The sequence below is a fragment of the Castellaniella defragrans 65Phen genome (genome assembly GCF_000612685.1).
Taxonomy (GTDB): domain Bacteria; phylum Pseudomonadota; class Gammaproteobacteria; order Burkholderiales; family Burkholderiaceae_B; genus Castellaniella; species Castellaniella defragrans.
This window is the reverse complement of record NZ_HG916765.1, coordinates 474,469-496,365: the sequence shown is the minus strand read 5'-3', so window position 1 is coordinate 496,365 and position 21,897 is coordinate 474,469. Positions and strand designations below refer to the sequence as shown.

At 71.9% G+C, this 21,897-nt stretch carries 21 protein-coding genes; 9 read left to right on the top strand and 12 right to left on the bottom strand.

Going from position 1 to position 21,897, the window contains the following annotated elements; all coding sequences use genetic code 11:
• Positions 1-9 precede the first annotated feature (9 nt).
• Positions 10-1,056, top strand: coding sequence for a tyrosine recombinase XerC (locus BN940_RS02185; RefSeq protein WP_052355533.1), 1,047 nt, complete (start codon positions 10-12; stop codon positions 1,054-1,056).
• 113 nt (positions 1,057-1,169) lie between these two features.
• Here the strand turns inward: BN940_RS02185 and BN940_RS02180 are convergent, their stop codons facing one another.
• Both BN940_RS02180 and BN940_RS02175 read right to left on the bottom strand, forming a co-directional pair.
• Positions 1,170-2,357, bottom strand: a complete 1,188-nt coding sequence (locus BN940_RS02180; protein WP_043679666.1) for a M20 aminoacylase family protein — start codon at positions 2,355-2,357, stop codon at positions 1,170-1,172.
• Between the two features lie 49 nt (positions 2,358-2,406).
• Positions 2,407-3,762: an MFS transporter gene (locus tag BN940_RS02175; RefSeq protein WP_043679664.1), complete on the bottom strand. Its 1,356-nt coding sequence runs from the start codon at positions 3,760-3,762 to the stop codon at positions 2,407-2,409.
• A gap of 135 nt (positions 3,763-3,897) precedes the next feature.
• On the opposite strand from BN940_RS02175, the gene BN940_RS02170 reads away from it, so the two are divergent.
• Positions 3,898-4,800, top strand: a complete 903-nt coding sequence (locus BN940_RS02170) for a LysR family transcriptional regulator (protein ID WP_043679662.1) — start codon at positions 3,898-3,900, stop codon at positions 4,798-4,800.
• Positions 4,801-4,908: 108 nt separating this feature from the next.
• Here BN940_RS02170 and BN940_RS02165 read toward each other — a convergent pair whose 3' ends face one another.
• The 3 genes from BN940_RS02165 to BN940_RS19180 are packed head-to-tail and all read right to left on the bottom strand — an operon-like array spanning position 4,909 to position 6,688.
• On the bottom strand, positions 4,909-5,814 hold the full coding sequence (locus tag BN940_RS02165; protein ID WP_043679660.1) for a metal ABC transporter permease: 906 nt from the start codon (positions 5,812-5,814) through the stop codon (positions 4,909-4,911).
• Positions 5,814-6,554 carry a metal ABC transporter ATP-binding protein gene (locus BN940_RS02160; protein WP_052355532.1) on the bottom strand — a complete coding sequence of 247 codons (741 nt, stop codon included), beginning with the start codon at positions 6,552-6,554 and terminating at the stop codon, positions 5,814-5,816. The genes BN940_RS02165 and BN940_RS02160 overlap by 1 nt, the downstream gene beginning before the upstream one ends.
• Complete coding sequence (locus BN940_RS19180) at positions 6,545-6,688, bottom strand: hypothetical protein (RefSeq protein WP_158386219.1); 144 nt, start codon at positions 6,686-6,688, stop codon at positions 6,545-6,547. The genes BN940_RS02160 and BN940_RS19180 overlap by 10 nt, the downstream gene beginning before the upstream one ends.
• Positions 6,689-6,753: 65 nt before the next feature.
• Between BN940_RS19180 and BN940_RS02155 the strand changes: the two genes are divergently transcribed.
• From BN940_RS02155 to dksA, 3 genes are all read left to right on the top strand, one after another.
• Positions 6,754-7,215: a Fur family transcriptional regulator gene (locus tag BN940_RS02155; RefSeq protein ID WP_043679659.1), complete on the top strand. Its 462-nt coding sequence runs from the start codon at positions 6,754-6,756 to the stop codon at positions 7,213-7,215.
• Between the two features lie 163 nt (positions 7,216-7,378).
• Positions 7,379-8,497 carry a CobW family GTP-binding protein gene (locus BN940_RS02150; protein WP_043679656.1) on the top strand — a complete coding sequence of 373 codons (1,119 nt, stop codon included), beginning with the start codon at positions 7,379-7,381 and terminating at the stop codon, positions 8,495-8,497.
• Positions 8,498-8,574: 77 nt separating this feature from the next.
• Entirely contained in the window at positions 8,575-9,015 is a 441-nt protein-coding gene (gene dksA, locus BN940_RS02145) for an RNA polymerase-binding protein DksA (protein WP_043679653.1), read from the top strand.
• Here dksA and BN940_RS02140 read toward each other — a convergent pair.
• Genes BN940_RS02140 through BN940_RS02125 form a run of 4 tightly spaced genes read right to left on the bottom strand, consistent with a single transcriptional unit; the run spans position 9,003 to position 16,013 of the window.
• Positions 9,003-9,368: a DUF2149 domain-containing protein gene (locus BN940_RS02140; protein WP_052355531.1), complete on the bottom strand. Its 366-nt coding sequence runs from the start codon at positions 9,366-9,368 to the stop codon at positions 9,003-9,005. The two genes, dksA and BN940_RS02140, sit on opposite strands and share 13 nt — an antisense overlap.
• Positions 9,368-9,880: a MotA/TolQ/ExbB proton channel family protein gene (locus BN940_RS02135; protein WP_043679650.1), complete on the bottom strand. Its 513-nt coding sequence runs from the start codon at positions 9,878-9,880 to the stop codon at positions 9,368-9,370. The genes BN940_RS02140 and BN940_RS02135 overlap by 1 nt, the downstream gene beginning before the upstream one ends.
• A complete protein-coding gene (gene cobN / locus BN940_RS02130; RefSeq protein WP_242404251.1) occupies positions 9,877-14,034 on the bottom strand; it encodes a cobaltochelatase subunit CobN in 4,158 nt (1,385 codons plus the stop codon). The genes BN940_RS02135 and cobN overlap by 4 nt, the downstream gene beginning before the upstream one ends.
• Before the next feature lie 2 nt (positions 14,035-14,036).
• Complete coding sequence (locus BN940_RS02125; RefSeq protein WP_043679647.1) at positions 14,037-16,013, bottom strand: TonB-dependent receptor domain-containing protein; 1,977 nt, start codon at positions 16,011-16,013, stop codon at positions 14,037-14,039.
• A 225-nt stretch (positions 16,014-16,238) separates the two neighbouring features.
• On the opposite strand from BN940_RS02125, the gene hslV reads away from it, so the two are divergent.
• Positions 16,239-16,772 carry an ATP-dependent protease subunit HslV gene (gene hslV, locus BN940_RS02120; RefSeq protein ID WP_043679644.1) on the top strand — a complete coding sequence of 178 codons (534 nt, stop codon included), beginning with the start codon at positions 16,239-16,241 and terminating at the stop codon, positions 16,770-16,772.
• 28 nt (positions 16,773-16,800) lie between these two features.
• On the top strand, positions 16,801-18,120 hold the full coding sequence (hslU, locus tag BN940_RS02115) for an ATP-dependent protease ATPase subunit HslU (RefSeq protein WP_043679641.1): 1,320 nt from the start codon (positions 16,801-16,803) through the stop codon (positions 18,118-18,120).
• Positions 18,121-18,150: 30 nt separating this feature from the next.
• Here the strand turns inward: hslU and BN940_RS02110 are convergent, their stop codons facing one another.
• Positions 18,151-18,453 carry a copper-binding protein gene (locus BN940_RS02110; RefSeq protein ID WP_043679638.1) on the bottom strand — a complete coding sequence of 101 codons (303 nt, stop codon included), beginning with the start codon at positions 18,451-18,453 and terminating at the stop codon, positions 18,151-18,153.
• Between the two features lie 304 nt (positions 18,454-18,757).
• On the opposite strand from BN940_RS02110, the gene BN940_RS02105 reads away from it, so the two are divergent.
• Together BN940_RS02105 and BN940_RS02100 are read left to right on the top strand one after the other, a co-directional pair.
• A complete protein-coding gene (locus BN940_RS02105) occupies positions 18,758-19,192 on the top strand; it encodes a GNAT family N-acetyltransferase (protein ID WP_052356016.1) in 435 nt (144 codons plus the stop codon).
• A gap of 141 nt (positions 19,193-19,333) precedes the next feature.
• Positions 19,334-19,885 (top strand): cob(I)yrinic acid a,c-diamide adenosyltransferase, encoded by a 552-nt coding sequence (locus BN940_RS02100; RefSeq protein WP_043679636.1) that lies wholly within the window; start codon positions 19,334-19,336, stop codon positions 19,883-19,885.
• On the opposite strand, the gene BN940_RS02095 is transcribed toward BN940_RS02100, so the two are convergent.
• Together BN940_RS02095 and BN940_RS02090 are read right to left on the bottom strand one after the other, a co-directional pair.
• Positions 19,876-20,403 carry a carboxymuconolactone decarboxylase family protein gene (locus tag BN940_RS02095; RefSeq protein ID WP_043679633.1) on the bottom strand — a complete coding sequence of 176 codons (528 nt, stop codon included), beginning with the start codon at positions 20,401-20,403 and terminating at the stop codon, positions 19,876-19,878. The two genes, BN940_RS02100 and BN940_RS02095, sit on opposite strands and share 10 nt — an antisense overlap.
• 97 nt (positions 20,404-20,500) lie before the next feature.
• Positions 20,501-21,826 carry an aspartate aminotransferase family protein gene (locus tag BN940_RS02090; RefSeq protein WP_043685533.1) on the bottom strand — a complete coding sequence of 442 codons (1,326 nt, stop codon included), beginning with the start codon at positions 21,824-21,826 and terminating at the stop codon, positions 20,501-20,503.
• Positions 21,827-21,897: the final 71 nt, after the last annotated feature.

Here is a 21,897-nt window from a genome sequence, read left to right as displayed (position 1 = left end):
CGGATCGCCATGAACGCGCGTTCCGGAGGCCGGCGCCCGCGCGCCGGCGTCGGGGCAGCGGCCCCCGCCGCGCGGCCGGCGGCACCCACCCCCGAAGAAACCGCGCCGGACGACGCCCTGGCCGAGGCCTGGCTGTCCGAGCTGGGGGCGCAGCAGCGCTATTCCAGCCATACGATCGCCGCCTACCGCCGCGACCTGCGGGCGCTGCGGCAGTGCTTTCCCGGCCAGCCGCTGGACGCGCTGGGCGAGGCCCACATCCGCCAGGCGCTGGGACGGCTGCATGCCTCGGGGCTGCAGCCCCGCAGCCTGGCGCGCGCCCTGGCCGCCTGGCGCGGCTACTACGAATGGCGGGCGGACGCCGCCGGCCTGACGCGCAATCCGGCCCACGGCGTGCGCGCGCCGCGCATCCCGCACAGCCTGCCCAAGGCCCTGTCCGTGGACCAGGCCCAGGCCCTGCTGGACCGCAGCCACCTGCCGCCCGCCGAAACCCCGGTCGAGCGGCGCGACATGGCCATGTTCGAGATCCTGTATTCCGGCGGCCTGCGCCTGTCGGAACTGGTCGGCCTGGACTGGCGGCCGGTGCGCACGCCCGGCCACGTCTCGCACAGCTGGATCCAGGCCGACGAGGGCGAGGCCGTGGTGCGGGGCAAAGGCGGCAAGACGCGCATCGTGCCGCTGGGCCGCCAGGCCCTGGCCGCCCTGCGGGCCTGGCTGGAAGTCCGCGACGCGCTGCTCGGCCCCCGCTCCGACGAGGACGCGCGGGCCGCGCTGTTCCTGGGCGAACGCGGCCAGCGCATCGGTCCGCGCGTGGTGCAGCTGCGCCTGCAGGCCCTGGCGCAGCGCGTCGGCCTGCCGCTGCACGTGCATCCGCACAGCCTGCGGCACAGCTTCGCCAGCCACCTGCTGCAATCCGCCCAGGACCTGCGCGCCGTCCAGGAACTGCTCGGCCACGCCAACATTTCCACGACGCAGATCTACACCCGGCTGGACTTCCAGCACCTGGCCGCCAGCTACGACCAGGCGCACCCCCGGGCGCGCCGCAAGACGGAAGATTGACGCGAGACTGGAATCGGCACGATCCCACGGCCGGCGCGGTCCCACGGCCGGCGCGGTCCCGGGGCCAGGACGCGGGCACCCCGGCCGGCCCGCACGGCCGCGCCGTCCGGCGCTCAGGCCAGGAACCGGCGCGCCAGCAGCACCCAGTAGGCGGCGCCGATGGCGAGATTCTCGTCGTTGAAGTCGTAGCCCGGGTTGTGCACCATGCAGGCGCCGGCCTCGTCCCCTTCGCCGTTGCCGATCAGCAGGTAGCTGCCCGGGCGCTTTTCCAGCATGTAGGCGAAGTCCTCGCTGCCGGTCAGGGCCGGCCCCTGGCGCTCGATCCGGTCGGCCCCCAGCAGCTCCTCGCCGATCAGGCGCGCGAACTCGGTTTCCGCGCAGCTGTTGACCAGCACGGCGTAGCCGCGCCGGTAGTCGATCCTCGCGGTCACGCCGAAGCTCTGCGCCTGGGCGTGGACCAGCGCCTCGATGCGCTGCTCGACCAGCCGGCGGACCTCGGGATCGAGCGTGCGCACGCTGAGCTCCAGGCGCGCGCTCTGCGGGATCACGTTGTTGGCGTGGCCGGCGCGCAGCACCCCCACCGTCACCACGGCGGTGTCCTGGGGGTCCACGTTGCGCGACACCACGGTCTGCAGCGCCATCACCAGGCTGGCCGCCGCCACCACCGGATCGGCGGCCTTGTGCGGCAGGGCGCCATGGCCGCCGCAGCCTTCGAGGGTGATGCAGACCTTGTCGGACGAGGCCATCATGGCCCCTTCGCGGAACACCAGCCGCCCGCGCGGCCAGCCCGGCATGTTGTGCATGGCGAAAATGGCGTCGCACGGATATTTCTGGAACAGGCCGTCGGCCATCATGCGCACGGCCCCGCTGTCGTCCGTGCCGTACTCCTCGGCCGGCTGGAAGATCAGGTTCAGCGTCCCGGAAAACCCGCCCGACTCGGCCAGCACGCGGGCCGCGCACAGCAGCATGGCGGTATGTCCGTCATGGCCGCAGGCGTGCATCACGCCGGGATTCCGGCTGGCGTACGGCAGGCCGGTCGCCTCCTGGATCGGCAGGGCGTCCATGTCGGCGCGCAGGCCCAGCGCGCGCCGGCCGCTGCCCTTGCGCAGCCGCCCCACCACGCCGGTGCCGCCCAGGCCGCATTCGACCTCGTAGCCCCATGACTTCAGCCGCGACGCCACCAGCTCGGCGGTGCGGTGCTCGCCGAAGGACAGCTCCGGATGGCCGTGGATGTCCCGGCGCAGGTCGATGAACTCGCGCGCGTAGGTCCGGACGGCATGCAGCAGGGGATGGTCGTTCATCCGACACTCCGATCAAGAACAGACAAGGGGAAAACGGGCCATGGCCGCCTCAATCCACGAGGGCCCGCTTCCCCCCGGTTTCGGGCAGCAGCACGATGCCCACGATGGTGAGGACGCTGGTGGCGACCACGTACAGCGCCGGCGCGGCCGGGTTGCCGGTGACCTCGATCAGCCAGGTGACGACGAACTGCGTGGATCCGCCGAACACCGCCACGCCGACCGCATAGACGATCGACAGGCCCAGCGCCCGCACGTGGCGGGGGAACTGCTCGGGGATCATCACGATCGACGGCGCGCCGCTGATCGCGGTCAGGCCGGCCAGCAGCAGCGTCGTCAACGCCAGCGTCGCGAGATTGGTGTGTTCGAGCAGCAGCAGGAAGGCCGGCAGCGTCAGCACGGCCAGTGCCACGCGCGGCCACAGCACGACGGGCTTGCGGCCGTAGCGGTCCGACAGCCAGCCGCCCAGCAGGGAGCCCAGCCACGTCACCAGGCCGTACGTCACGGTGGCGAGCATGCCGACGACCGGCGTCAGCTTCAGGGTCACGATGGCGTAGCTCGTCATGTACATGGACACGTAGGTCGATACCGTGCCGCCGATGACCACCAGCACCCCGAGCAGGGCCGGGCGGACGTAGTTGCGCAGGCGCGGCCGGGGCTGCGCGGCGGCGCGCGCACGGCCGTCGTCCATGTCCAGCGATTCGGGCATGTGGCGGCGCAGGAAGACCGCCACGAAGATCAGCACGGACCCCAGCAGGAACGGCAGCCGCCAGCCCCAGGACAGCATCTGCTCGGGCGACAGCGACAGCGTCAGCAGCACGCCGATGATGCCGGCGACGAGGGCGGCCAGCCCCTGGCTGGCGAGCTGCCAGCTGCCGTAGAGCCCGCGCCGGCCCGGCGGCGCGACCTCGATCAGGTAGGACGTGGAGGGGCCGACCTCGCCGCCCAGCGCCAGGCCCTGGATCAGCCGGCACAGCACGACGATGACGGGCGCGGCCAGGCCGATGCTGTCGTAGGACGGCGTCAGCGCCAGGCCCAGGGTGCCCACGACGATGAGCGCGATGGTCAGCAGCATCGCGGGCTTGCGGCCCGCCCGGTCCGCCAGGGCGCCGATCAGCACCCCGCCCAGGGGCCGCGTGACGAAACCCACGCCGAACACCGCCACCGACAGCAGCAGGCTCATGAACGGCGTGGACGCCGGGAAGAAGGTCTTGCCGATGTAGACGGCGAAGAAGGCGTAGGTGGTGAAGTCGTAGAACTCGATGGCGTTGCCCGCCACCGTGGCCGCGACGACGCGGCGTGAAACCTCCGGCCGGCCGGAGGCCGCGCCGTGTTCCGCTCCCGCGGAGCGCGTCCGCGGGGGTAAAGGGATTGCCGCGGCCGCGCGGCCCGTGCTGCTGTTGGCCATGATCGAGTCTCCTCACGTGCCGCCTCATGTGCGGCCATCTTGTCTGGTCCTTGCATCTTATGAATCTGCTTTTAATTCGTCCAATGCATAGTTATCATTGAATGGATTCATAAAACTCATTGGCGAGCGATACTCATGAACCTGCGCCACCTGGAGCATCTGCTGGCCGTGGCGGACACCGGCTCCTTCAGCCGCGCGGCGGAACAGCACCACATCACCCAGTCCGCCCTGAGCCGCAGCATCCAGACGCTGGAGGACGCGCTGGACGCGCGCCTGATCGACCGCGTGGGCAAGCGCAACGAACTGACGCCCTTCGGCCAGGCGGTCGTGCAGCGCGCGCGCCGCATGGTGCTCGACGCCGCCGAACTGCGCCGCAGCGCCGAATTCCTGCGCGAGGGCCACATGGGCTCGCTGCGCATCGGGCTCGGCTCGGGGCCGAGCGCCATGCTGATGCGGCCGTTCCTGGGCTACATGGCGCGGACCTTTCCCGGCGTGGAAGTCAGCATCTCGCCGGGCGCGACGGAGCTGCAGGTGCCGCAGCTGCGGCAGCGCGCGCTGGACGCGCTGGTAGTCGACGTGCACCGCGTCGCGCCGGCCGCCGACCTGGTCATCGAGGTGCTGAGCGACATGCGCGCGGGCTTCATCTGCCGCCACGACCATCCGCTGCGGCAATCCGGCGCGGCCGTCTCCTTCGCCGAAATGCGGCGCTACCCGCTGGCCTCGACGCCGCTGAGCGCGGAAGTGTCCCGCGGCCTGATCGCCCGCTACGGCGCCAGGGCCGACCCGCGACAGGCGGTGACCCTGCGCTGCGACGACATCCACAGCCTGCTGGACACGGTCCGCGAGAGCGACGCCATCTTCCTGGGCATCCTGGGCCCGGCCTGGCCGGACATCCGCGCGGGGCGGCTGGCGGAACTGGCGGTGCGCCCGGCGCTGGACGCCTCGGCCCGCTTCGCCCTCGTCACGCTGGCCGACCGGACCGAGGCGCCGGCCATGGCCATCCTGCGCCGGTTCGCGGCCGAGCGGCTGCGGGACTGAAGGGGGCCGGGCGCGGGGCGCGGCCCAGGCCGGAATCGACGCCCGCCGGCCGCGCGCAGGGGCGACCGGGCACCGGACCCGCGTGCGTTCAACGGCCGCCTTGCATCTTCACCGGCCGCCTTCCTTCATGGATTGCAGCAGCCGCGCGCGGCGCGCCCGCGTCTCGCGCAGGGCCAGGAGCACGCCGCCATGCGGCCCGAATGCGACCGACAGGAAATGGAGGACGCCCGCCGACAAAATGATGGCCGGCGACGCGGGCACGTCCGCGTGATAGGACACCAGTAGGCCCGCGTAGGACGCCAGGGCGCCCAGCGCCGCGGCCAGCGCCATCTGGGCGCCCACCGGACGCGCCCAGAACCGCGCGGCCGTCGCGGGCAGCATCATGATGCCCACCACCATGAGGGTGCCCAGCACCTGGAAGCCGGCCACCAGGTTGAGCACCAGCAGCAGCAGGAAGCCGATGTGCGCCCAGGCGCCCGCCCGGCCCTCGGCGCGCAGGAAGCCGGGATCCAGGCATTCCATCGCCAGCACGCGCAGCAGCGCGGCCAGCGCCAGCAGCGTGACGCTGCTGACGACGGTGACCAGGATCAGGGCCGCGTCGCCGAGCCCCAGGACGGTGCCGAACAGCACGTGGATCAGGTCCATGTTGGTGCCCTTCAAGGACACCAGCAGCACCCCCAGGCCGAGCGACACCAGGTAGAAGGCGGCGAAGCTGGCGTCCTCGCGCAGCGGCGTCATGCGCGACACGAGGCCGGCCAGCACGGCCACCGCCACGCCGGTGACCAGGCCGCCGAGCGTCATGGCCGTCATGGACAGCCCGGCCGTCAGGAAGCCGACGGCCACCCCCGGCAGGATGGCGTGGGCCATGGCGTCGCCCATCAGGCTGAGGCGGCGCAGCACCAGGAACACGCCCAGGGGGCCGGCGGCGAAGGCCAGCGCCAGCGCGCCCGCCAGGGCGCGGCGCATGAAGCCGAATTCGACGAAAGGCTGCGCCAGCAGGTGCCACAAGTCCATCAGACGGCCTCCGCGGCGCACAGGTGGCGGGCCAGGTGCAGATTGGACGCGGACAGCACCTGGCCGCTGTCGCCCCAGCCCACGACCTGGCCGGCCAGCAGCAGGGTCTGCGGGAAATAGGCGCGCACCATGTCCAGGTCGTGCAGCACGGCGATCAGGGTGCGTCCTTCGCCGTGCCACCGGTGCAGCAGGGCCAGCAGGTCTTCCGTCGTGGCCCGGTCCACCGCGGCGAAGGGCTCGTCCAGCAGGATCACCCGCGCATCGCGCAGCATCAGCCGCGCGAACAGCGCGCGCTGCCGCTGGCCGCCGGACAGCGTGTTCACCGGCTGGCGGCCCAGCCCGGCCAGGCCCACGGCGCGCAGCGCGGCCTCGACGGCGTCCCGGCCCGCGTCGTCCAGGCCGCGCCAGGCGCCCAGCCGATGCCAGGCGCCCATGGCCACCAGGTCGAAGGTGCTGATGGGAAAATCCAGGTCCAGTTCGGCCGACTGCGGCAGGCAGGCCAGGTCGCCCGCGATCTCCGGATCGATGCGGATGCGCCCCCGGATGGGGCTGAGGCGGCCCGCCATGGCCTTGATCAGGGTGGATTTCCCCGCCCCGTTGGGCCCCACCACCGCCGTCAGCGACCCGCGCGCGAACGCGCCGCTGGCGTCGCGCACCGCGATGCGGTCGCGCCAGCCCAGCCAGAGCTGCTGCAGCTCGATGGCGGGCGGCGCGGCGCCGGGCGCCGGGCTCACCACCATTGCAGCGCCCAGCCGGTCAGCAGCCACAGGAACAGCACGGCCAGCGCGGCGCGGCGCATGCGCCGTCCGGCCGACAGCAGCAGCGAGGAGCCGCGATAGCGGCCCGATCTGATGAAGGGGGGAAAATGGGACATAATCGACTGTGGCATACACGCAATGGCGTATCGGATCCGTTACGTTATAACATAACCCCATGAATATGAAGGCCCATTCCCACTCGCCCGACGAGATCGCGGCGCGCCTGGACACAGCCGAACGGCTCTGCGCCGAGCGCGGATCGCGGCTGACGCCCCTGCGGCGCCTGGTGCTGGAAACGCTGCTGAACCACCCCGGCAGCCTCAAGGCCTACGAACTGCTCGACGCCCTGCGCTCCGCGCAGCCCGGCGCCGCGCCCCCCACGGTCTACCGCGCGCTGGATTTCCTGACGGAACAGGGCCTGATCCACCGGCTGGACGTCATCAACGCCTGGAGCGCCTGCACCGACGCGGGCGGCACGCCCCACGACGTGCTGGTCGTCTGCACCCGCTGCGGCAGCGTCGCCGAACTCAGCGACCCCGACCTGGGCCGCCGCCTGGCCGCCTGCGTCGCCCAGGCCGGCTACACGCTGAGCGGCCAGGAAACCGAACTGCGCGCGCTCTGTCCCCGCTGCCGGCAAAGCTGATACGCCGGACGGCCGAGGCCCAGGTTTGCCCTAAACCCGGGCCTATGATGTAATCGCATGCTGATCGCCACATCCCCCAGTCCGCCGCCGGGAAGGCCAAGACCTCCTGCATCCGGCGCAGCAACGGCCAGGGCGAGGATGGCGCATCGCATTCGAGGCCATCATGAACACTGCTCCATCCGCCGATTCCCTGATTCCCGTCACCGTGCTCACCGGTTTCCTGGGGGCGGGCAAGACGACCCTGCTGCGCCGCATCCTGACGGAATTCCACGGCCAGCGCATCGCCGTCATCGAAAACGAGTTCGGCGAGGAAAACATCGACAACGACCTGCTGGTCCAGGACAGCGACGAGCAGGTCGTGGAACTGAGCAACGGCTGCGTCTGCTGCACCGTGCGCGGCGACCTGATCCGCACCCTGGGCGACCTCGCCGCCCGGCGCGCCGCCGGCGACGTGCGCTTCGACCGCGTGGTCATCGAGACCACGGGCATGGCCAATCCCGGTCCGGTCTGCCAGACCTTCTTCATGGACGACGACATCGCCGCCACCTACCGGCTCGACGCCGTGGTCACGGTGGTGGACGCCAAGCACGGCATGGCCACCCTGGACCGCCAGGAAGAAGCCCAGCGCCAGGTCGGCTTCGCCGACCGCATCCTGATCTCCAAGAAGGACCTGGTCAACGAGGCCGACTACCAGGCCCTGCGCGCCCGCCTGGTGCGGATCAATCCGCGCGCCTCCATCCTGCCCGCGCACTTCGGCGAGACCGACCTGAAAGCCCTGCTGGACGTGAGCGGCTTCGACCTGGACGCCATCCTGGACATCGATCCGGAATTCCTCGCCGAGGAAGCCGCCGCCCACGACCACCACGGCCATGACCATCACGGCCACGGCCACGATCACCATGATCACGAGCACGACGACGAGGACGGCCACCACGCCTGCGGTCCCGCCTGCGGCCACCCCGATCACCACCATGCCCACCACGACGACGAGATCGGCGCCTTCGTGTTCCGCTCCAACCGCGCCTTCGACCCGGAACGCCTGGAGGATTTCCTCAGCGGCATCGTCCAGGTCTACGGCCCCGATCTGCTGCGCTACAAGGGCATCCTGTACATCAAGGGCATCAACCGGCGCATGCTGTTCCAGGGCGTCCACATGATGTTCGGCGCGGAGCCCGGCAAGCCCTGGCCCGCCAGTGAAAAACCGAATACCCGCATGGTCTTCATCGGCCGTAAACTGCCTCAGGACATCTTCACCCAGGGGCTCGAACAATGCCTGGCCTGAACGCCGCATCACCGCCTCCCCGCCGGATCTTCCGGGCGCGGCAGACAGGCCCCGGCACATAAAGAAGAGGACACGACATGGCTACCAAATCCAGCACCAAATCCCAGGGTAAGCTGCTCACGGAAAAAGAGCTGCTGGCGATGCCTGAAAAGGACTACATGAACGAGGCCCAGCTGGCGTTCTTCCGCGACCGCCTGCACCAGCTCGAACACGAGATCCTGACCAACGCCGGCGCCACCACCGAAAACCTGCGCGAGACCCAGTACGTGCCCGACCCGGCCGACCGCGCGACGATCGAAGAAGAACACGCCCTGGAACTGCGCACCCGCGACCGCGAGCGCAAGCTGCTGAAAAAGGTCCAGCAGGCCATCGCCCGCATCGACGCCGGCGAATACGGCTGGTGCGAGGAAACCGGCGAGCCCATCGGTATCGCCCGCCTGCTGGCGCGGCCCACCGCCACCCTGTCGCTGGAAGCGCAGGAACGCCGCGAGATGCGCCAGAAGCTCTACGGCGACTGATCCCCTCCTGCGCGCCCCGCCCGGGGCGCATCCGTTCCCGGGGGCGTCGGCCCCTCGGGCACGTAGATCATGCGTCCGTCGTCCAGACGATAGGTGACGCCGGCGCGGGCGCCCAGCCCCTGGCCGACTTCCCCGCTCGATTCGTAGCGCGTCAGTTCCTTGCCGTTCTTGACGGTGATGCGCATGCCGGCCTCGCCCGGGCGCTCGACCACCACGACCGGCGCGCCGGAAAACGGATTGAGCGGATTCCGGGCGATCGTCGCCATCAGCACCCCGATCACGACCAGGAACAGGTCGATCATGTTGATGACCGAGAGCATCGGGTCGCTCTCTTCTTCCTCCAGGAACCGCATCAGGCCTTCCCTCCGGCGCGCATGCGCTCCAGTTCGCGCAGATCCTGCAGCAGCCAGCGCCGCCGCACGGCGAGGACGAAGAAGCAGATGCTGGCCGCCAGCAGCGCCAGGATCACGGCCGAGAAGGCCGCCACCATGTTCCTGCCCACGGCGGCGGCGTCGTTGCCGCCCAGCGCCAGCAGGGCCGGCCCCATCGGAATCATGGTCGCGATCAGGCCCAGCATGGGCGCCGTGCGCGACACGATGCGCAGCCATTCCAGCCGCCGCATGATCCAGAGTTCCAGGTCGTCGCTGTCCACGCCCGGCGGGCCGTCTCCCGCAGCCGCCCGCCGCGCATGGGCCAGCAGCGCCCGCGGGTGCGTACCGCGGCGGCGCTGCCAGGCCTCGACGGCGAAGGCGCCCAGCATCGCCAGGGCATAGGCCAGCGCGCCTGCGATCAGCAGCAGCACCGGGACGAGGAAGACGCGCGAGACGTCGTAGATCAGGGTTTCGAGTTCGGCGAACGGAGTCATGGCATGCCCTCGGCGGGATGGATGGATCGGGGGGAAGAAAGATCGGCGGGACCGGCGGCCGTGCGGCGCGCACGGCGCCCCTGGGCGGCCTGCCACAGCGCGCCGCCGCACACCAGGCACAGCATTGCCGCCAGCACGCGCAGCCGGCGGTCCGGCGGCTCCGGCGCGGGCGCGGGCAGGGCGGCCGGCTCCAGCACGGGGCCGCGCACGGGTTGCCGCGGCGCATCGGCCGGCGCCTCCGGCGTGCCCGCGGCGCCGGCCTGCGGCGCGGGAGACGCATTCAGCCCGTAGCCCTGCGCCAGGGCGGCCACGTAGCGGCGCGTCGGCTCGGCCCCGGCATGGGTGCCGAAGCGGCGTTCCAGTTCCAGCCAGCGCCGCGCCAGTTCGCGCCGGGTGGCCTCGCCGGCGTCCCAGTAGCCCTTGCGGATGGCCTCGGCCATGCGTTCGAGGATCTGCGCCTGCGCCGCGGGGTTGTCCCGCTCGAACCAGGCCGGCGTTCCCAGCCCGCGGGCATCGGCGACGTAGGTGTCGAACAGCGCCTGCCACTGGTCGTCCCGCACCGTGGAGGCATCCGCCGCCTGCCAGCCGAACAGGTTGCTGGCCGCCTTCAGCACTTCCAGCGTGCCGGCATAGCCCTCCCGCCGCATGGCAGCGATCCACTGGGGGTTCAGGTAGCGCGTGCGCAGTTCGTCGGCCAGGAAGCCCGCCAGCCCGGTTGTCCGGGCGCCGCCCGCGCGCAGATCGGACACCAGCAGCTGGGGCGCCTGGCCGTCCAGGTGGCGCACGGCGGCCGACAGCCCGCCCAGGAACTCGAACGGGTGGTCTGTCGACAGCACCCCGTGCAGGTTCGACGAACGCGACATCACCGCCGCCTGCACGCCCCGCAACTGCTCGGCCAGCGGATTGACGCCTGCCGGCGCCTCGCCCCAGGCGCCCTGCCCGTAGGCGTGCCGGCTGCTGTCGAGGAACTGCCGCCCCAGCGCGGCATCGCCGTCCCATTCGGCCGAGCGCCGCGCCAGATCGGGCACGCCGGTCCCGTAGGATCCCGGCGCGCTGCCGAAGATGCGCTGGCGCGCGACCCGCGCGGCCGTCTCCGGCGGCAGGCCGCGCGCCGCCAGGGCGGCCTCGATGCCGCGGCTGTGGCCGGCGACCGGATTGCCCGGCTCGTCCAGCGCGGCCAGGCGCGCCAGCGCATCGTCGAGCAGCCGCATGAAGGCGTCGAACTGGTCCCGGTACACGCCGGTGACCTGGACGACCACGTCGACGCGCGGACGGCCCAGTTCGGCGGCGGGGATGATCTCCAGCGCCGTGACGCGGCCGCCCTCGTCCCAGACCGGCCGCAGCCCCAGGGCATGCAGGACCTGCGCCTCGGTGACGCCCAGATGGCGGACCGCCTCGGATGCCCACAGGCTGAAGGCGATCTTGCGCGGCCAGGCGCCGCCGTGCGCCGCGCGGAACGCCTCGATCAGCTGCGCATAGGCGGTGGCGGCCGAGTCGTAGGCGGCGCGCGCCGGGATCTTGTCGGCCTCGAAGGCATACAGGTTGCGGCCGCCCACCGCGTCGGGATTGCGGATCGGGTCGCCGCCCGCGCCCGGCTCGACGAACCGGCCCGCCAGGCCGGCCAGCAGGGCTTCGTTCTCACCGGTATCGCGCAGCCGGCGATCCAGCTCCCGCGCCCGTGCGGCCAGGGCCGCCGCGGCGGCCGGCAAGGGCGCGGCCGCAAGGCCGGGAGACACGGCTCCGGAAGACAGCATCCTGCGCACCGCCTGGTAGGCGGGATTGCCGGGCAGGACGGCCGGATCGGCCGCGAACGCCTCGCCGCGGTCCATCCCCAGCGCCGCGAGCAGCGGCGCGCCCAGCTGCTGCATGACGGTGGAGACGCGGTGCGCGGGCTCGGCCGGCTGGCCGAAGACGTGCAGGCCCAGCGGCATGGCCGTCCGCGCCAGTTCGTGCAGGTGGTCGTGCAAGGCCCGCAGAAAACCCTCGAAATCCTGCTCGGCGCGCGGCATCGTCCAGCCGAGGTCCTCGTGCAGGTGGGCCGCGGCGGCGGCCTCGCGGATCCGGGCGGCCGCCCGTTCGCGCACGGCGCCGCCATCGAGCTGCTGGTACTCGTGGATCAGCTGGTGCAGGTCGCGCAGTTCGTCGTACAGCCCGGCCGGCGCGAAAGGCGGCGTCTGGTGGCTGATGGTCACCGCCCGGCCGCGGCGCCGGGCCTGGATCGCCTCGCCGACATTGTCCTGGATGTAGGGATAGAACACCGGCAGGCTGCCCACGGCCAGCCAGGGATAGTCGTCGGCGGCCAGCCCGCGGTCCTTGCCGGGCAGCCACTCCTGCGTGCCGTGCGTGCCCAGGTGGATCAGCGCGTGCGCGCCGTACTGCCGCTGCAGGTACAGGTAGGCCGCCAGGTAGAGCGGGTCGGGCACGCTGGCGGTATCGTGATAGTGGGCCCAAGGATCGGCGTGGCGCGGCATCTGCGGCATGACCAGCAGGTGCCCGAGCCGCCAGCACGGGATCACGAAATAGCGCCGGCCGCCGATCTCGCGCACCGCGCGGTGCCGGGCGGGATCGCCCAGGGCGCGCAGCCCGGTCCGGCGGCGCTCAGGCAGCCCGGCCAGCCAGCGCTCGTAGTCTTCCAGCGGATACAGGCCGGCCAGGCCTTCGGCCAGCAGGGCCTCCGGCGCCACGCTGCCGTACAGCGCGCCCAGCATCCGCTGGCCCGCCGCGATGGCCCGCGCCTCGTCCACCGGCGCGCCGGCATCGTAGCCGTGCGCCGCCAGCGCGGCCTGGATGGAGACGATGCTGCGGGGAACGTTCAGGTTCGAGGCTCCCAGGTTCTTCTCGCCGGCCGGGTAGTTCCAGAACATCAGCGCCAGCTTCTTGTCCGCCGGCGGCGTGCGGCGCAGCGCCACCAGGCTGCGCAGCTTGGCGATCAGGGCATCGGCCTGGGCGGGCAGCAGGTCGCTCACGCCCGCTGTCGAGGCGGACAGGACCAGCGGATCGCCGACCCCCCAGCTCTCCGGGCCGGCCAGGAACACGGCGGCCGTCCGGGACGGCACGCCGCTGGCGGCCGCGGGCCAGTCGGCCGCCGCGCCGTCGCGGAAGCGGAGCGTCTGGATCACCGGCACGTCCAGCGCCCGGAAGTCCCGGCGCCGCGCCGCGCCGTCGCGCAGGTGGGTGAGATTGACCAGGACGTCGATGCGGCCCGGGCCGAGGATGCCCGCCAGGCCCTGCGGATCGGTCGCGTCGGCCCAGAACACGAGGGGCAGCAGTCCGGCCGCTTCGGTGCGCTCGACCAGTTCGTCCACTTCCCGGGTCAGCAGGTCGGCGACCACGCCGGCGTGGATCAGGAAGGCGACCCGGCCCGCGGCGGGACGGGGGGCATCCCGCCGCGCCGCCTGCCAGGCCAGATAGTCCTCCACGCGCTCGAAGACGCGGGGCGCGCGCGGATGATAGAAGCCGGTCTGCGGCAGGCGGCGGGGCGCCGCGAGCAGGTGCGCGGGCGGATCGCCCCCGTCGCGCACGGCCCGCGCCAGGGCGAAGAAGCGCCGGAAGTTGTCCGCGCCGCCGGCGGCATACAGGGCCGCCAGCGCGCCGGCCACGGGCGGCGCCAGCCCCTGCCCCGCTGGGGGACCGCCCCCCACCGTCAGGCGGGGCGCGGCGTCCGGCGCCGAGGAGGGGCAGGCCTGGCCCAGGCGCCGCGTCACCCGGGTCCGGTCCCCGGGGCGCGGCACGTCCAGCACGACCAGCGCGGCGGCCCGCACCGCGGCGCACAGGAGCCCAGGCTCGGCCGCATCGACGTCCAGGTGGCCCAGGGGCACGGCCTGCGGCCCGGCGAAGTCCCGCAGGCGCTGGAACTTCTCCGCCGAGACGAAATCATCGTGCAGCACGAGCACCGTCGCCGCGCCGGCACCGGCGGCCTCCGGCGCGGCGGGCGCAAGCCCGGATGCGGCCGCGCCCGCCGCCAGGCCCGGCAGCCACCCCAGCCCCAGCAGCCACAGCACGCCCAGCAGCCGCCACGGCAGCCGTCCTGGCAGGCGGCCCGGCCGCCTCGACAGCCCCGGCAGCAATCCCGGCAGCCGCCCCGGCAACCCGGGCAGCCACGACCACGGCGACAGGCGGCCCGGCCGCCGGCGCATTTCAACGGACCGGCTCATCGTCAGAACCTCGCCGTCAGGCCGGCGAAGAAGCGCCGTCCCTCGTCCGCGCGGTCGTACGCGTCGGCATCGTCGTTGGCCAGGCGCTCGTCGCTCAGGTTCTCGATGCCCAGGTGCAGGCTCAGGCTGCGGCTGAGTTCGTAATCCGCATACCAGTGCAGCAGGGTATGGCCGGGGCGGTCGTCGAGCGTGGCCGAACGGTACTGCGATCCGATGTATTCCACCCGCAGCCGGGTCGAGAGCCGCGCCAGCGGCGTCCACTCCACGGTGGCATGGGCGCGGTGGCGGGACCGGTCGGCCAGCCGCTCGCCCGTCGTCCGGTCGCGGGCGTCGAGCAGGGTGTAGTTGGCCTCCACCCGCCAGTCCCGGGCCAGCTCGGCGCCGGCCGTCAGCTCCAGCCCCCGCAGGCGGGTCCGCGCGACGTTCTCGTAGTCCAGGCAGACCCGCCCGCGCACGTCGCAGACCGGTTGCCGCACGGTCTCGATCAGGTTCTTCACGTCGTTGTGGAACAGCGTCGCGCTCGCCGACCAGGCGCCCCCGTCGTAGGCCGCGCCCAGTTCGTAGGACTGGTTGGTCTCGGGCTGCAGGTCCGGATTGCCGCGGATGACGCCGCGCCCGCCCATGGCGGCCCAGGACTCGTATTCCGGCGACAGCTGCTTGAGCGACGGCGCCTTGAAGCCCCGTCCCGCGCCCGCCCGGAAAGTCAGCGCATCGCTTGGATGGAACAGCAGGTAGGCCCGCGGGCTGGCTTCCCAGCCGAAGTCGGGATGATGGTCGAAGCGGCTGCCCAGCACCAGTTCCCAGCGCTCCCCCAGCCGGATCTCGTCCTGGCCGAAGACGGCCCGCAGGTTCTGGGCCTTGCGGCCCGCGCGGTTCACGCTCGGGTCCTCCAGGCTCTCGCGCCGCAGCTCCGCGCCGAGGCTCACCCGATGCGCCCGGCCGACGGACACGTCCGCCCGGCCGTCGAGCACGGTGTCGGTGAACCGGTTCGGCCCCGTCGAGTCCGCGCCGTCGCTGCGCCACGCCTCGCGGTACAGCGTGGACCGGTACAGCCGGACCCGCGTTCCGCCCCAGTTCCACCGGCCGGTGTGCGAAAGCGCATAGCGGCGGCGCTGGACGTCGTTGTCGGCGACATAGGGGCTCCCCGCGGACGCTTCCCGGATGCCGGACTGCGATTCGGTGCCCGCGTCCATGGACAGGTCGATGCGCTGGCGCGCATCCGGCGTCCAGGCCAGCCCCACGTGCCCATTCTGCGCGCGCTGCCGGTCCAGCGCGGTGAGCGCCGTGTCGGCCGCATCCCGCAGCGCGTCGCGGTGCCGGTATTCCCCCCAGGCGTTCAGGCCCAGGCGGCCGGGCACCAGCGGCCCGCCGACGTAGAAGCCGCTCTTGTACTGCTTGCCGCCCAGGTCGTGGTCGCCGAACAGCGCATAGCCGCTGAACGAGCCTTCCCAGCGGTCGGTCGCCGCGCGGGTCAGGACGTTGACCACGCCGCCCAGCGCCTCGGACCCATACAGCGAGGACAGCGGACCGCGCACGACCTCCACCCGGTCGATGGCTTCGGTCGGGATCCAGCCCAGCTCGAAGTCGGAATGGGCGATCGCCGAGGAGGACGCGCTGATGCGCTGGCCGTCCACGAGCATCAGCGTATGCCCGGCGCTCATGCCCCGGATGGAGATCCCGCGCCGTCCCAGCCCGGCGCTTTCCAGATCGACGCCGACCGTATCGCGCACGGCGTCGCCCAGGTCGTTGACGGGCCGGCGGCGCAGCGCCTCGCCCTCGATCACCGCGACGCTGGCCGGCGCATCGGCCCGGCTGCGCGGGGTATCGGTGGCCGTCACGACGACGCCCGGCAACTCGGCGACCTGCCGTTCCCCCGGGCCGGCAAGGCGCCCGGGCTCCGTCTCCTCCGCGGCCGCCGCCGCGCCCATGGCCCCCCAGGCGGCCAGGCAGATCCCGGCCAGTGCCTTCCTGCTGCTCATTTCCAGATCCTTTCCTTCCAAGACGCTGCGATGCCGCGAAGCGGGAATGCCGGTGCCTCGGGGCGGGAATGCCGGGCTCGCCCCGGCGCCGATGCCCGGCACCTCGGCCGGACGAAATGCAATGTTATAACATAACACTTGCACCAGACAGCGGCCGGCATCCCGCCGCCGCTTGAAAAGCCGGCGCCCCGCCCCCATGTAGGCTTCTCCACCCGAGGGAACCGCATGGAACAATTTCACGCCACCACCATCGTCTGCGTCCGGCGCGGCGAAGACGTCGCCCTGGGCGGCGACGGCCAGGTCACGCTGGGCAACATCGTCATCAAGGGCACGGCCCGCAAGATCCGCCGGCTCTACCACGACCAGGTCCTGGCCGGCTTCGCCGGCGCCACGGCGGACGCCTTCACCCTGCAGGAGCGCTTCGAGGCCAAGCTGGAAAAGCACCAGGGCCACCTGATGCGCGCCGCCGTGGAACTGACCCGCGACTGGCGCACCGACCGCGTGCTGCGCCGGCTGGAAGCCATGCTGATCGTGGCCGACCGCGAACACACCCTGGTGCTGACCGGCAACGGCGACGTCCTGGAACCTGAATACGGCATCGCCGCCATCGGCTCGGGCGGCGCCTACGCCCAGGCGGCGGCGCGCGCCCTGCTGGACGCCACCGACCTGCCGCCCGCCGACATCGTCAAGAAGTCCCTGGAGATCGCCGGGGAGATCTGCATCTACACCAACCAGAACCACATCGTCGAAACGCTCTAGGCCCGCCTCCATGTCTGATGCCACCCCCATGACCCCCAAGGAAATCGTCTCGGAACTGGACAAGCACATCGTCGGCCAGGACAAGGCCAAGCGGTCGGTGGCCGTGGCGCTGCGCAACCGCTGGCGCCGCCAGCAGGTCCCCGAGCCCCTGCGCCACGAGATCGTGCCGAAGAACATCCTGATGATCGGCCCCACCGGTGTGGGCAAGACCGAGATCGCCCGCCGCCTGGCCCGGCTGGCCAACGCTCCCTTCATCAAGATCGAGGCCACCAAGTTCACCGAGGTCGGCTACGTGGGCCGCGACGTGGACACCATCGTGCGCGACCTGGTCGAGGTCGCCATCAAGCAGACGCGCGAGACCGAGATGCGCCGCGTGCGCACCCAGGCCGAGGACGCCGCCGAGGACCGCATCCTCGACGCCCTGCTGCCGCCCCCGCGCAACGCGCGCGGCGAGCCCGAGCGCGAGGAAGGCAACAACACCCGCCAGATCTTCCGCAAGCGCCTGCGCGAAGGCAAGCTGGACGACACGCAGATCGACATCGAGGTCGCCCAGACGCCGCCGCACATGGAAATCATGGCGCCTCCGGGCATGGAGGAAATGACCGAGCAGCTGCGCGGCATGTTCGCCGGCCTGGCCCAGGGCAAGACCAAGTCGCGCAAGCTGTCCGTCAAGGAAGCCTTCCGCCTGCTGGTCGAGGAGGAAGCCGCGCGCCGCATCAACGAAGAGGACCTGCGCACCCACGCCGTGACGCTGGCCGAGCAGCACGGCATCGTGTTCCTGGACGAGATCGACAAGATCGCCGCGCGCCAGGAGCAGGGCGGCGCCGACGTCTCGCGCCAGGGCGTGCAGCGCGACCTGCTGCCGCTGGTCGAGGGCACCACCGTCAACACCAAGTACGGCATGGTGCGCACCGACCACATCCTGTTCATCGCCTCGGGCGCCTTTCATCTGTCCCGCCCGTCGGACCTGATCCCGGAACTGCAGGGCCGCTTCCCCATCCGCGTGGAGCTGGATTCCCTGACGGCCGAGGATTTCGTGCGCATCCTCGACGAGACCGACGCCTCGCTGACCAAGCAGTACACCGCCCTGCTCGCCACCGAGGACGTGACGCTGGAATTCACCCAGGAAGGTGTGCGGCGCCTGGCGGAGCTGGCCTTCGAGGTCAACGAGCGCACGGAGAACATCGGCGCCCGGCGCCTGTACACGGTGATGGAAAAGCTGCTGGAGGACCTGTCCTTCGAGGCCGCCAGCCCGGGCGCGGAAACCGTGGTGATCGACGCCGCCTACGTGAACGACAAGCTGGCCGAGACCGCCGGCAGCCAGGACCTGGCGCGCTACGTGCTGTAGGCGCGGGCGGCCCCGCGCGGCGCGGCTGCCTCAGCGCTTCTTCAGTTCGACGATGCGGTAGCGGCCGCCGGCGCGCTCGGCCGTGAACTCGACCCGGTCGCCCGCCGCGATCCCCGCCAGCAGGGCGGGATCGACCTGGTAGACCAGGGTCATGGCGGGCAGGTCGAGCTTGTCGATGGCGCCGTGGCGAATGGCGATCTTGCCGGCGGGGGCGTTCACCCGCACCACCTCGCCACTGGCCTGGGCCTGGACGGGCGCCGCCGCGCGCGCCGCGGACGGCAGGCTCCAGATGCCGGCCGCCGCCAGCGCCAGCACGGCCGGCGACGCGGCCATCCCGCCCGCCAGGGGCAGGGCGCAGGCAAGCGCCAGGCACCGGGCCCGGATCCGGATCCCAGTCCTGATCCCGGGCCACGTCCCGAACCCGGTCCGCAAGGCATGGAAACGCATGGGCTAAACTCCTTTCTGCTGCCCGGCGACACGCCGCCAGGGCACTTCCAGCATACCGCAAACCGAGAAGATCCCCTTGTCCGTCCCAGCCTCCGCCTCCGCCGCCGTTCCCGCCTCCGCCCCTGCTCCCGTCCCCGGCTACGACCTGCGTCCCGCCACCGAATCCGACATCCCGGCCGTTCACGCCCTGATGCGCGAGATGGCGGAATTCGAGAAACTGACCGGCATCTTCCAGGCCACGCACGACAGCCTGCGGCAGAGCTTCTTCGGCCCGGAGCCGGCCGCCCGCTGCCTGGTCATCACGACCGCCGAGGATCCGGCCACGGCCATCGCCTACATCATGTGGTTCCACAACTATTCCAGCTTCCTGGACCGGCGCGGCCTGTACCTGGAGGACGTCTACATCACCCCCGCCCACCGGGGACGCGGCCTGGGCGGCTGGGTGCTCAGGCACCTGGCGGCGCTGGCCGTGGAACTGGGCTGCGGCCGCTTTGAATGGGTGGTGCTGGACTGGAACGAGAACGCCATCGAATTCTACAAGCACCACGGCGGCGAGATCCTGGACGACTGGCGCGTGGTGCGCGTCACCGGCGACGCCCTGCTGCGCCTCGCGGGGCGGGCCTGAACCGCGCCGCCCTTTCACCCGGAGCCGAATCCGCCCGAATCCGCCCGCCGCGGCCCGAATCCGTCCTGCCCAGCCCTCATCCGCCCGAACCCGGTCTCTCATCCCGGCCGGAACCCATACCCGAACCCACAGGAGCCTGCCATGTCGATCCGCGTCTCCATCGTATCCACCCGCACCGGCGATGACGGCACCACCGGGCTGGGCGACAAGACCCGCGTGCCCAAGGACGCCCCGCGCATCGCCGCGCTGGGCGACGTGGACGAGCTGAACAGCGCCATCGGCCTGTGGCGCGCCGCCGCCCTGCCCGCCGACGTCGACGCCCTGCTGGACCGCATCCAGCACGACCTGTTCGACCTGGGCGGCGAGCTCTGCATCCCGGGCTGGACGGCGCTGCGGGACGAACACGTGCTGCGCCTGGACGAGGCCCTGAAACGCTACAACGCCGAACTGGGTCCCTTGCAGGAATTCATCCTGCCCGGCGGCTGCCCGGCCGCCGCGCATGCGCACATGGCGCGCACCATCGCCCGCCGGGCGGAACGGTCCGTGGTGGCGCTGTCGCGCCAGGAAGCGGTGAACCCGCCCGTGCTGCACTACCTGAACCGCCTGTCGGACCTGTGCTTCGTGCTGGCGCGCCGCCTGAACCGCGCGGCGGGAGTGCCGGACATCCTATGGGAGCGCGACGATCAGCGCTGATCGTCGGAATGCACCTGCAGCGCCTCCAGGAAGCGCGACACCATGTTGTAGGCCGCGACGGTGGCCGTCAGCTCGACCAGCTCCCGGTCCGGGAAATGCCCGCGTACGGCCTGGAACACGGCGTCGGGCACCTGCACGGCGCGCGTCATCGCGTCCGCATAGGCCAGCACGGCCCGTTCGCGCGCATCGAACCGGTCCGCCGGGATTTCGTCGAGCGCCAGGGCGTCGAGCTGGTCCTGGCGCAGCCCCTCGCGCAGGGCGATGGGCGCATGCTGGTCGGCCTCGTAGGGCGCGCGGTTCAGGTGCGCGATGCGCATGATGACCAGTTCGCGGATGGCGCCATCCAGGGCGCAGCGGTGGCGGATGGCGGTCAGGTAGTTCAGCCAGCCTTCGGCCGCCGGGGGGCTGTGCAGCAGCATCTGGTACAGGTGCAGCACGCTGCCGCGCTCGGCGACGATGCGGTCCGCAAGCGCGGCCGCCTCGCCGCGGCTCAGGTCGGCGTAGTCGATTCGGGCCATGAAGATCTCCGTGGGGTCTGCGGGGGGTTTCCGTGGCGCCCCCCGGCCGGCGGGCCGCAGGGCGGGGAAGAAGGGCAGCCAGGCGTGCGCGCCGGGCTCAGGCGGGCAGCACCTGGCGCACCGTGCGGTCCAGCCGCGCGACGATCTCGTCGATGTCGGCCGCCGTGCAGATGAAGGGCGGCGCCAGCAGCACGTGGTCGCCATGGACGCCGTCGACGGTGCCGCCCATGGGATACACCATCAGGCCGTTTTCCATGGCCTGGCGCTTCAGGCGCGCGTGCGTCTTCAGGGCAGGGTCCAGCACGGACTTGTCGGCCCGGTCGCGCACGAATTCCACGCCCACGAACAGGCCCCGGCCGCGCACGTCGCCGACGTTGGGATGGTCGGCGAAGACTGCGCGCAGCCGCGTCCGCAGCTGCTCGCCGCGCGCCAGGACGTTGTCCAGCAGGGCGTCGCGCCGGATCACGCGCTGCACCGCCAGGGCGGCGGCACAGGCCGTGGCGTGGCCCATGTAGGTGTGGCCGTGCTGGAAGAATCCGCTGCCGTTCACGATCGTATCGTAGACGCGGCGGCTGGCCAGCATGGCGCCGATGGGCTGGTAGCCCGCCCCCAGGCCCTTGGCGATGGCCAGGATGTCCGGTGCGACGCCGTCCTCGGCGCAGGCGTACAGATGGCCGGTGCGCCCCATGCCGGACATGACCTCGTCCAGGATCAGCAGCACGCCGTGCCGGTCGCAGACCTCGCGGATGCGGCGCAGGTAGGTGCGCACCGGCGGCAGCGCGCCCGCGGTGGCGCCGACCACGGTTTCCGCCACGAAGGCGGCCACGCGTTCCGCGCCGATCTCCAGGATCTTCCGCTCCAGCTCGTCGGCCAGGCGGGCGGCGTACTGCTCCTCGGTCTCGCCGGGCAACTGGTCGCGGTAGGCGTAGCAGGGCGACACATGATGCGCCGGCGCCAGCAGCGGCAGGAAGGGCTGGCGCCGCCAGGCGTTGCCGCCGATGGCCAGCGCGCCCAGCGTGTTGCCGTGATAGCTCTGGCGGCGGGCGATGAACTGGCTGCGTTCCGTCTCACCGCGCTCGACGAAATACTGGCGGGCGAGCTTCAGCGCCGCCTCGACCGCCTCGGACCCGCCGGAGACGAAATACACGTGGTCCAGGTCGCCCGGCGCCTCGCCGGCCAGGAAGTCCGCCAGGTCTTCGCAAGCCTGGGTGGTGAAGAAGGACGAATGGGCGTAGGCCACCTCGTCCAGTTGCGCCTTGATGGCGGCGATCACGTCGGGATGCCCGTGGCCCAGGCAGGACACGGCCGCCCCGCCCGAGGCGTCCAGGTACGCGCGGCCGTCCTGGTCGAACAGGGAAATTCCCTGGCCGCGCACGGCGCGCTTGAGCGTATGCTGGGGATTGCGATGGAATACGTGGGTCATGGCGTGGCTCAACAGATGTTTCGTGTATCATAGATCAAGCAACGTATAATTCATACCCCGGTCCGCTTTCT

What these genes read in the sequence shown, in the direction of transcription:
- hslV (WP_043679644.1), top strand. Translation starts at nt 16,239, where the DNA reads ATGGAACAATTTCACGCCACCACCATCGTCTGCGTCCGGCGCGGCGAA.
- BN940_RS02095 (WP_043679633.1), bottom strand. Translation starts at nt 20,403, where the DNA reads ATGGCCCGAATCGACTACGCCGACCTGAGCCGCGGCGAGGCGGCCGCG.
- cobN (WP_242404251.1), bottom strand. Translation starts at nt 14,034, where the DNA reads ATGAGCCGGTCCGTTGAAATGCGCCGGCGGCCGGGCCGCCTGTCGCCG.
- BN940_RS02090 (WP_043685533.1), bottom strand. Translation starts at nt 21,826, where the DNA reads ATGACCCACGTATTCCATCGCAATCCCCAGCATACGCTCAAGCGCGCC.
- BN940_RS02180 (WP_043679666.1), bottom strand. Translation starts at nt 2,357, where the DNA reads ATGAACGACCATCCCCTGCTGCATGCCGTCCGGACCTACGCGCGCGAG.
- BN940_RS02125 (WP_043679647.1), bottom strand. Translation starts at nt 16,013, where the DNA reads ATGAGCAGCAGGAAGGCACTGGCCGGGATCTGCCTGGCCGCCTGGGGG.
- BN940_RS02175 (WP_043679664.1), bottom strand. Translation starts at nt 3,762, where the DNA reads ATGGCCAACAGCAGCACGGGCCGCGCGGCCGCGGCAATCCCTTTACCC.
- BN940_RS02185 (WP_052355533.1), top strand. Translation starts at nt 10, where the DNA reads ATGAACGCGCGTTCCGGAGGCCGGCGCCCGCGCGCCGGCGTCGGGGCA.
- BN940_RS02170 (WP_043679662.1), top strand. Translation starts at nt 3,898, where the DNA reads ATGAACCTGCGCCACCTGGAGCATCTGCTGGCCGTGGCGGACACCGGC.
- BN940_RS02135 (WP_043679650.1), bottom strand. Translation starts at nt 9,880, where the DNA reads ATGACTCCGTTCGCCGAACTCGAAACCCTGATCTACGACGTCTCGCGC.
- BN940_RS02140 (WP_052355531.1), bottom strand. Translation starts at nt 9,368, where the DNA reads ATGCGGTTCCTGGAGGAAGAAGAGAGCGACCCGATGCTCTCGGTCATC.
- BN940_RS02150 (WP_043679656.1), top strand. Translation starts at nt 7,379, where the DNA reads ATGAACACTGCTCCATCCGCCGATTCCCTGATTCCCGTCACCGTGCTC.
- BN940_RS02165 (WP_043679660.1), bottom strand. Translation starts at nt 5,814, where the DNA reads ATGGACTTGTGGCACCTGCTGGCGCAGCCTTTCGTCGAATTCGGCTTC.
- BN940_RS02160 (WP_052355532.1), bottom strand. Translation starts at nt 6,554, where the DNA reads ATGGTGGTGAGCCCGGCGCCCGGCGCCGCGCCGCCCGCCATCGAGCTG.
- BN940_RS02110 (WP_043679638.1), bottom strand. Translation starts at nt 18,453, where the DNA reads ATGGCCGCGTCGCCGGCCGTGCTGGCGCTGGCGGCGGCCGGCATCTGG.
- dksA (WP_043679653.1), top strand. Translation starts at nt 8,575, where the DNA reads ATGGCTACCAAATCCAGCACCAAATCCCAGGGTAAGCTGCTCACGGAA.
- BN940_RS02105 (WP_052356016.1), top strand. Translation starts at nt 18,758, where the DNA reads ATGCGCGAGATGGCGGAATTCGAGAAACTGACCGGCATCTTCCAGGCC.
- BN940_RS02155 (WP_043679659.1), top strand. Translation starts at nt 6,754, where the DNA reads ATGAAGGCCCATTCCCACTCGCCCGACGAGATCGCGGCGCGCCTGGAC.
- BN940_RS02100 (WP_043679636.1), top strand. Translation starts at nt 19,334, where the DNA reads ATGTCGATCCGCGTCTCCATCGTATCCACCCGCACCGGCGATGACGGC.
- BN940_RS19180 (WP_158386219.1), bottom strand. Translation starts at nt 6,688, where the DNA reads ATGTCCCATTTTCCCCCCTTCATCAGATCGGGCCGCTATCGCGGCTCC.
- hslU (WP_043679641.1), top strand. Translation starts at nt 16,801, where the DNA reads ATGACCCCCAAGGAAATCGTCTCGGAACTGGACAAGCACATCGTCGGC.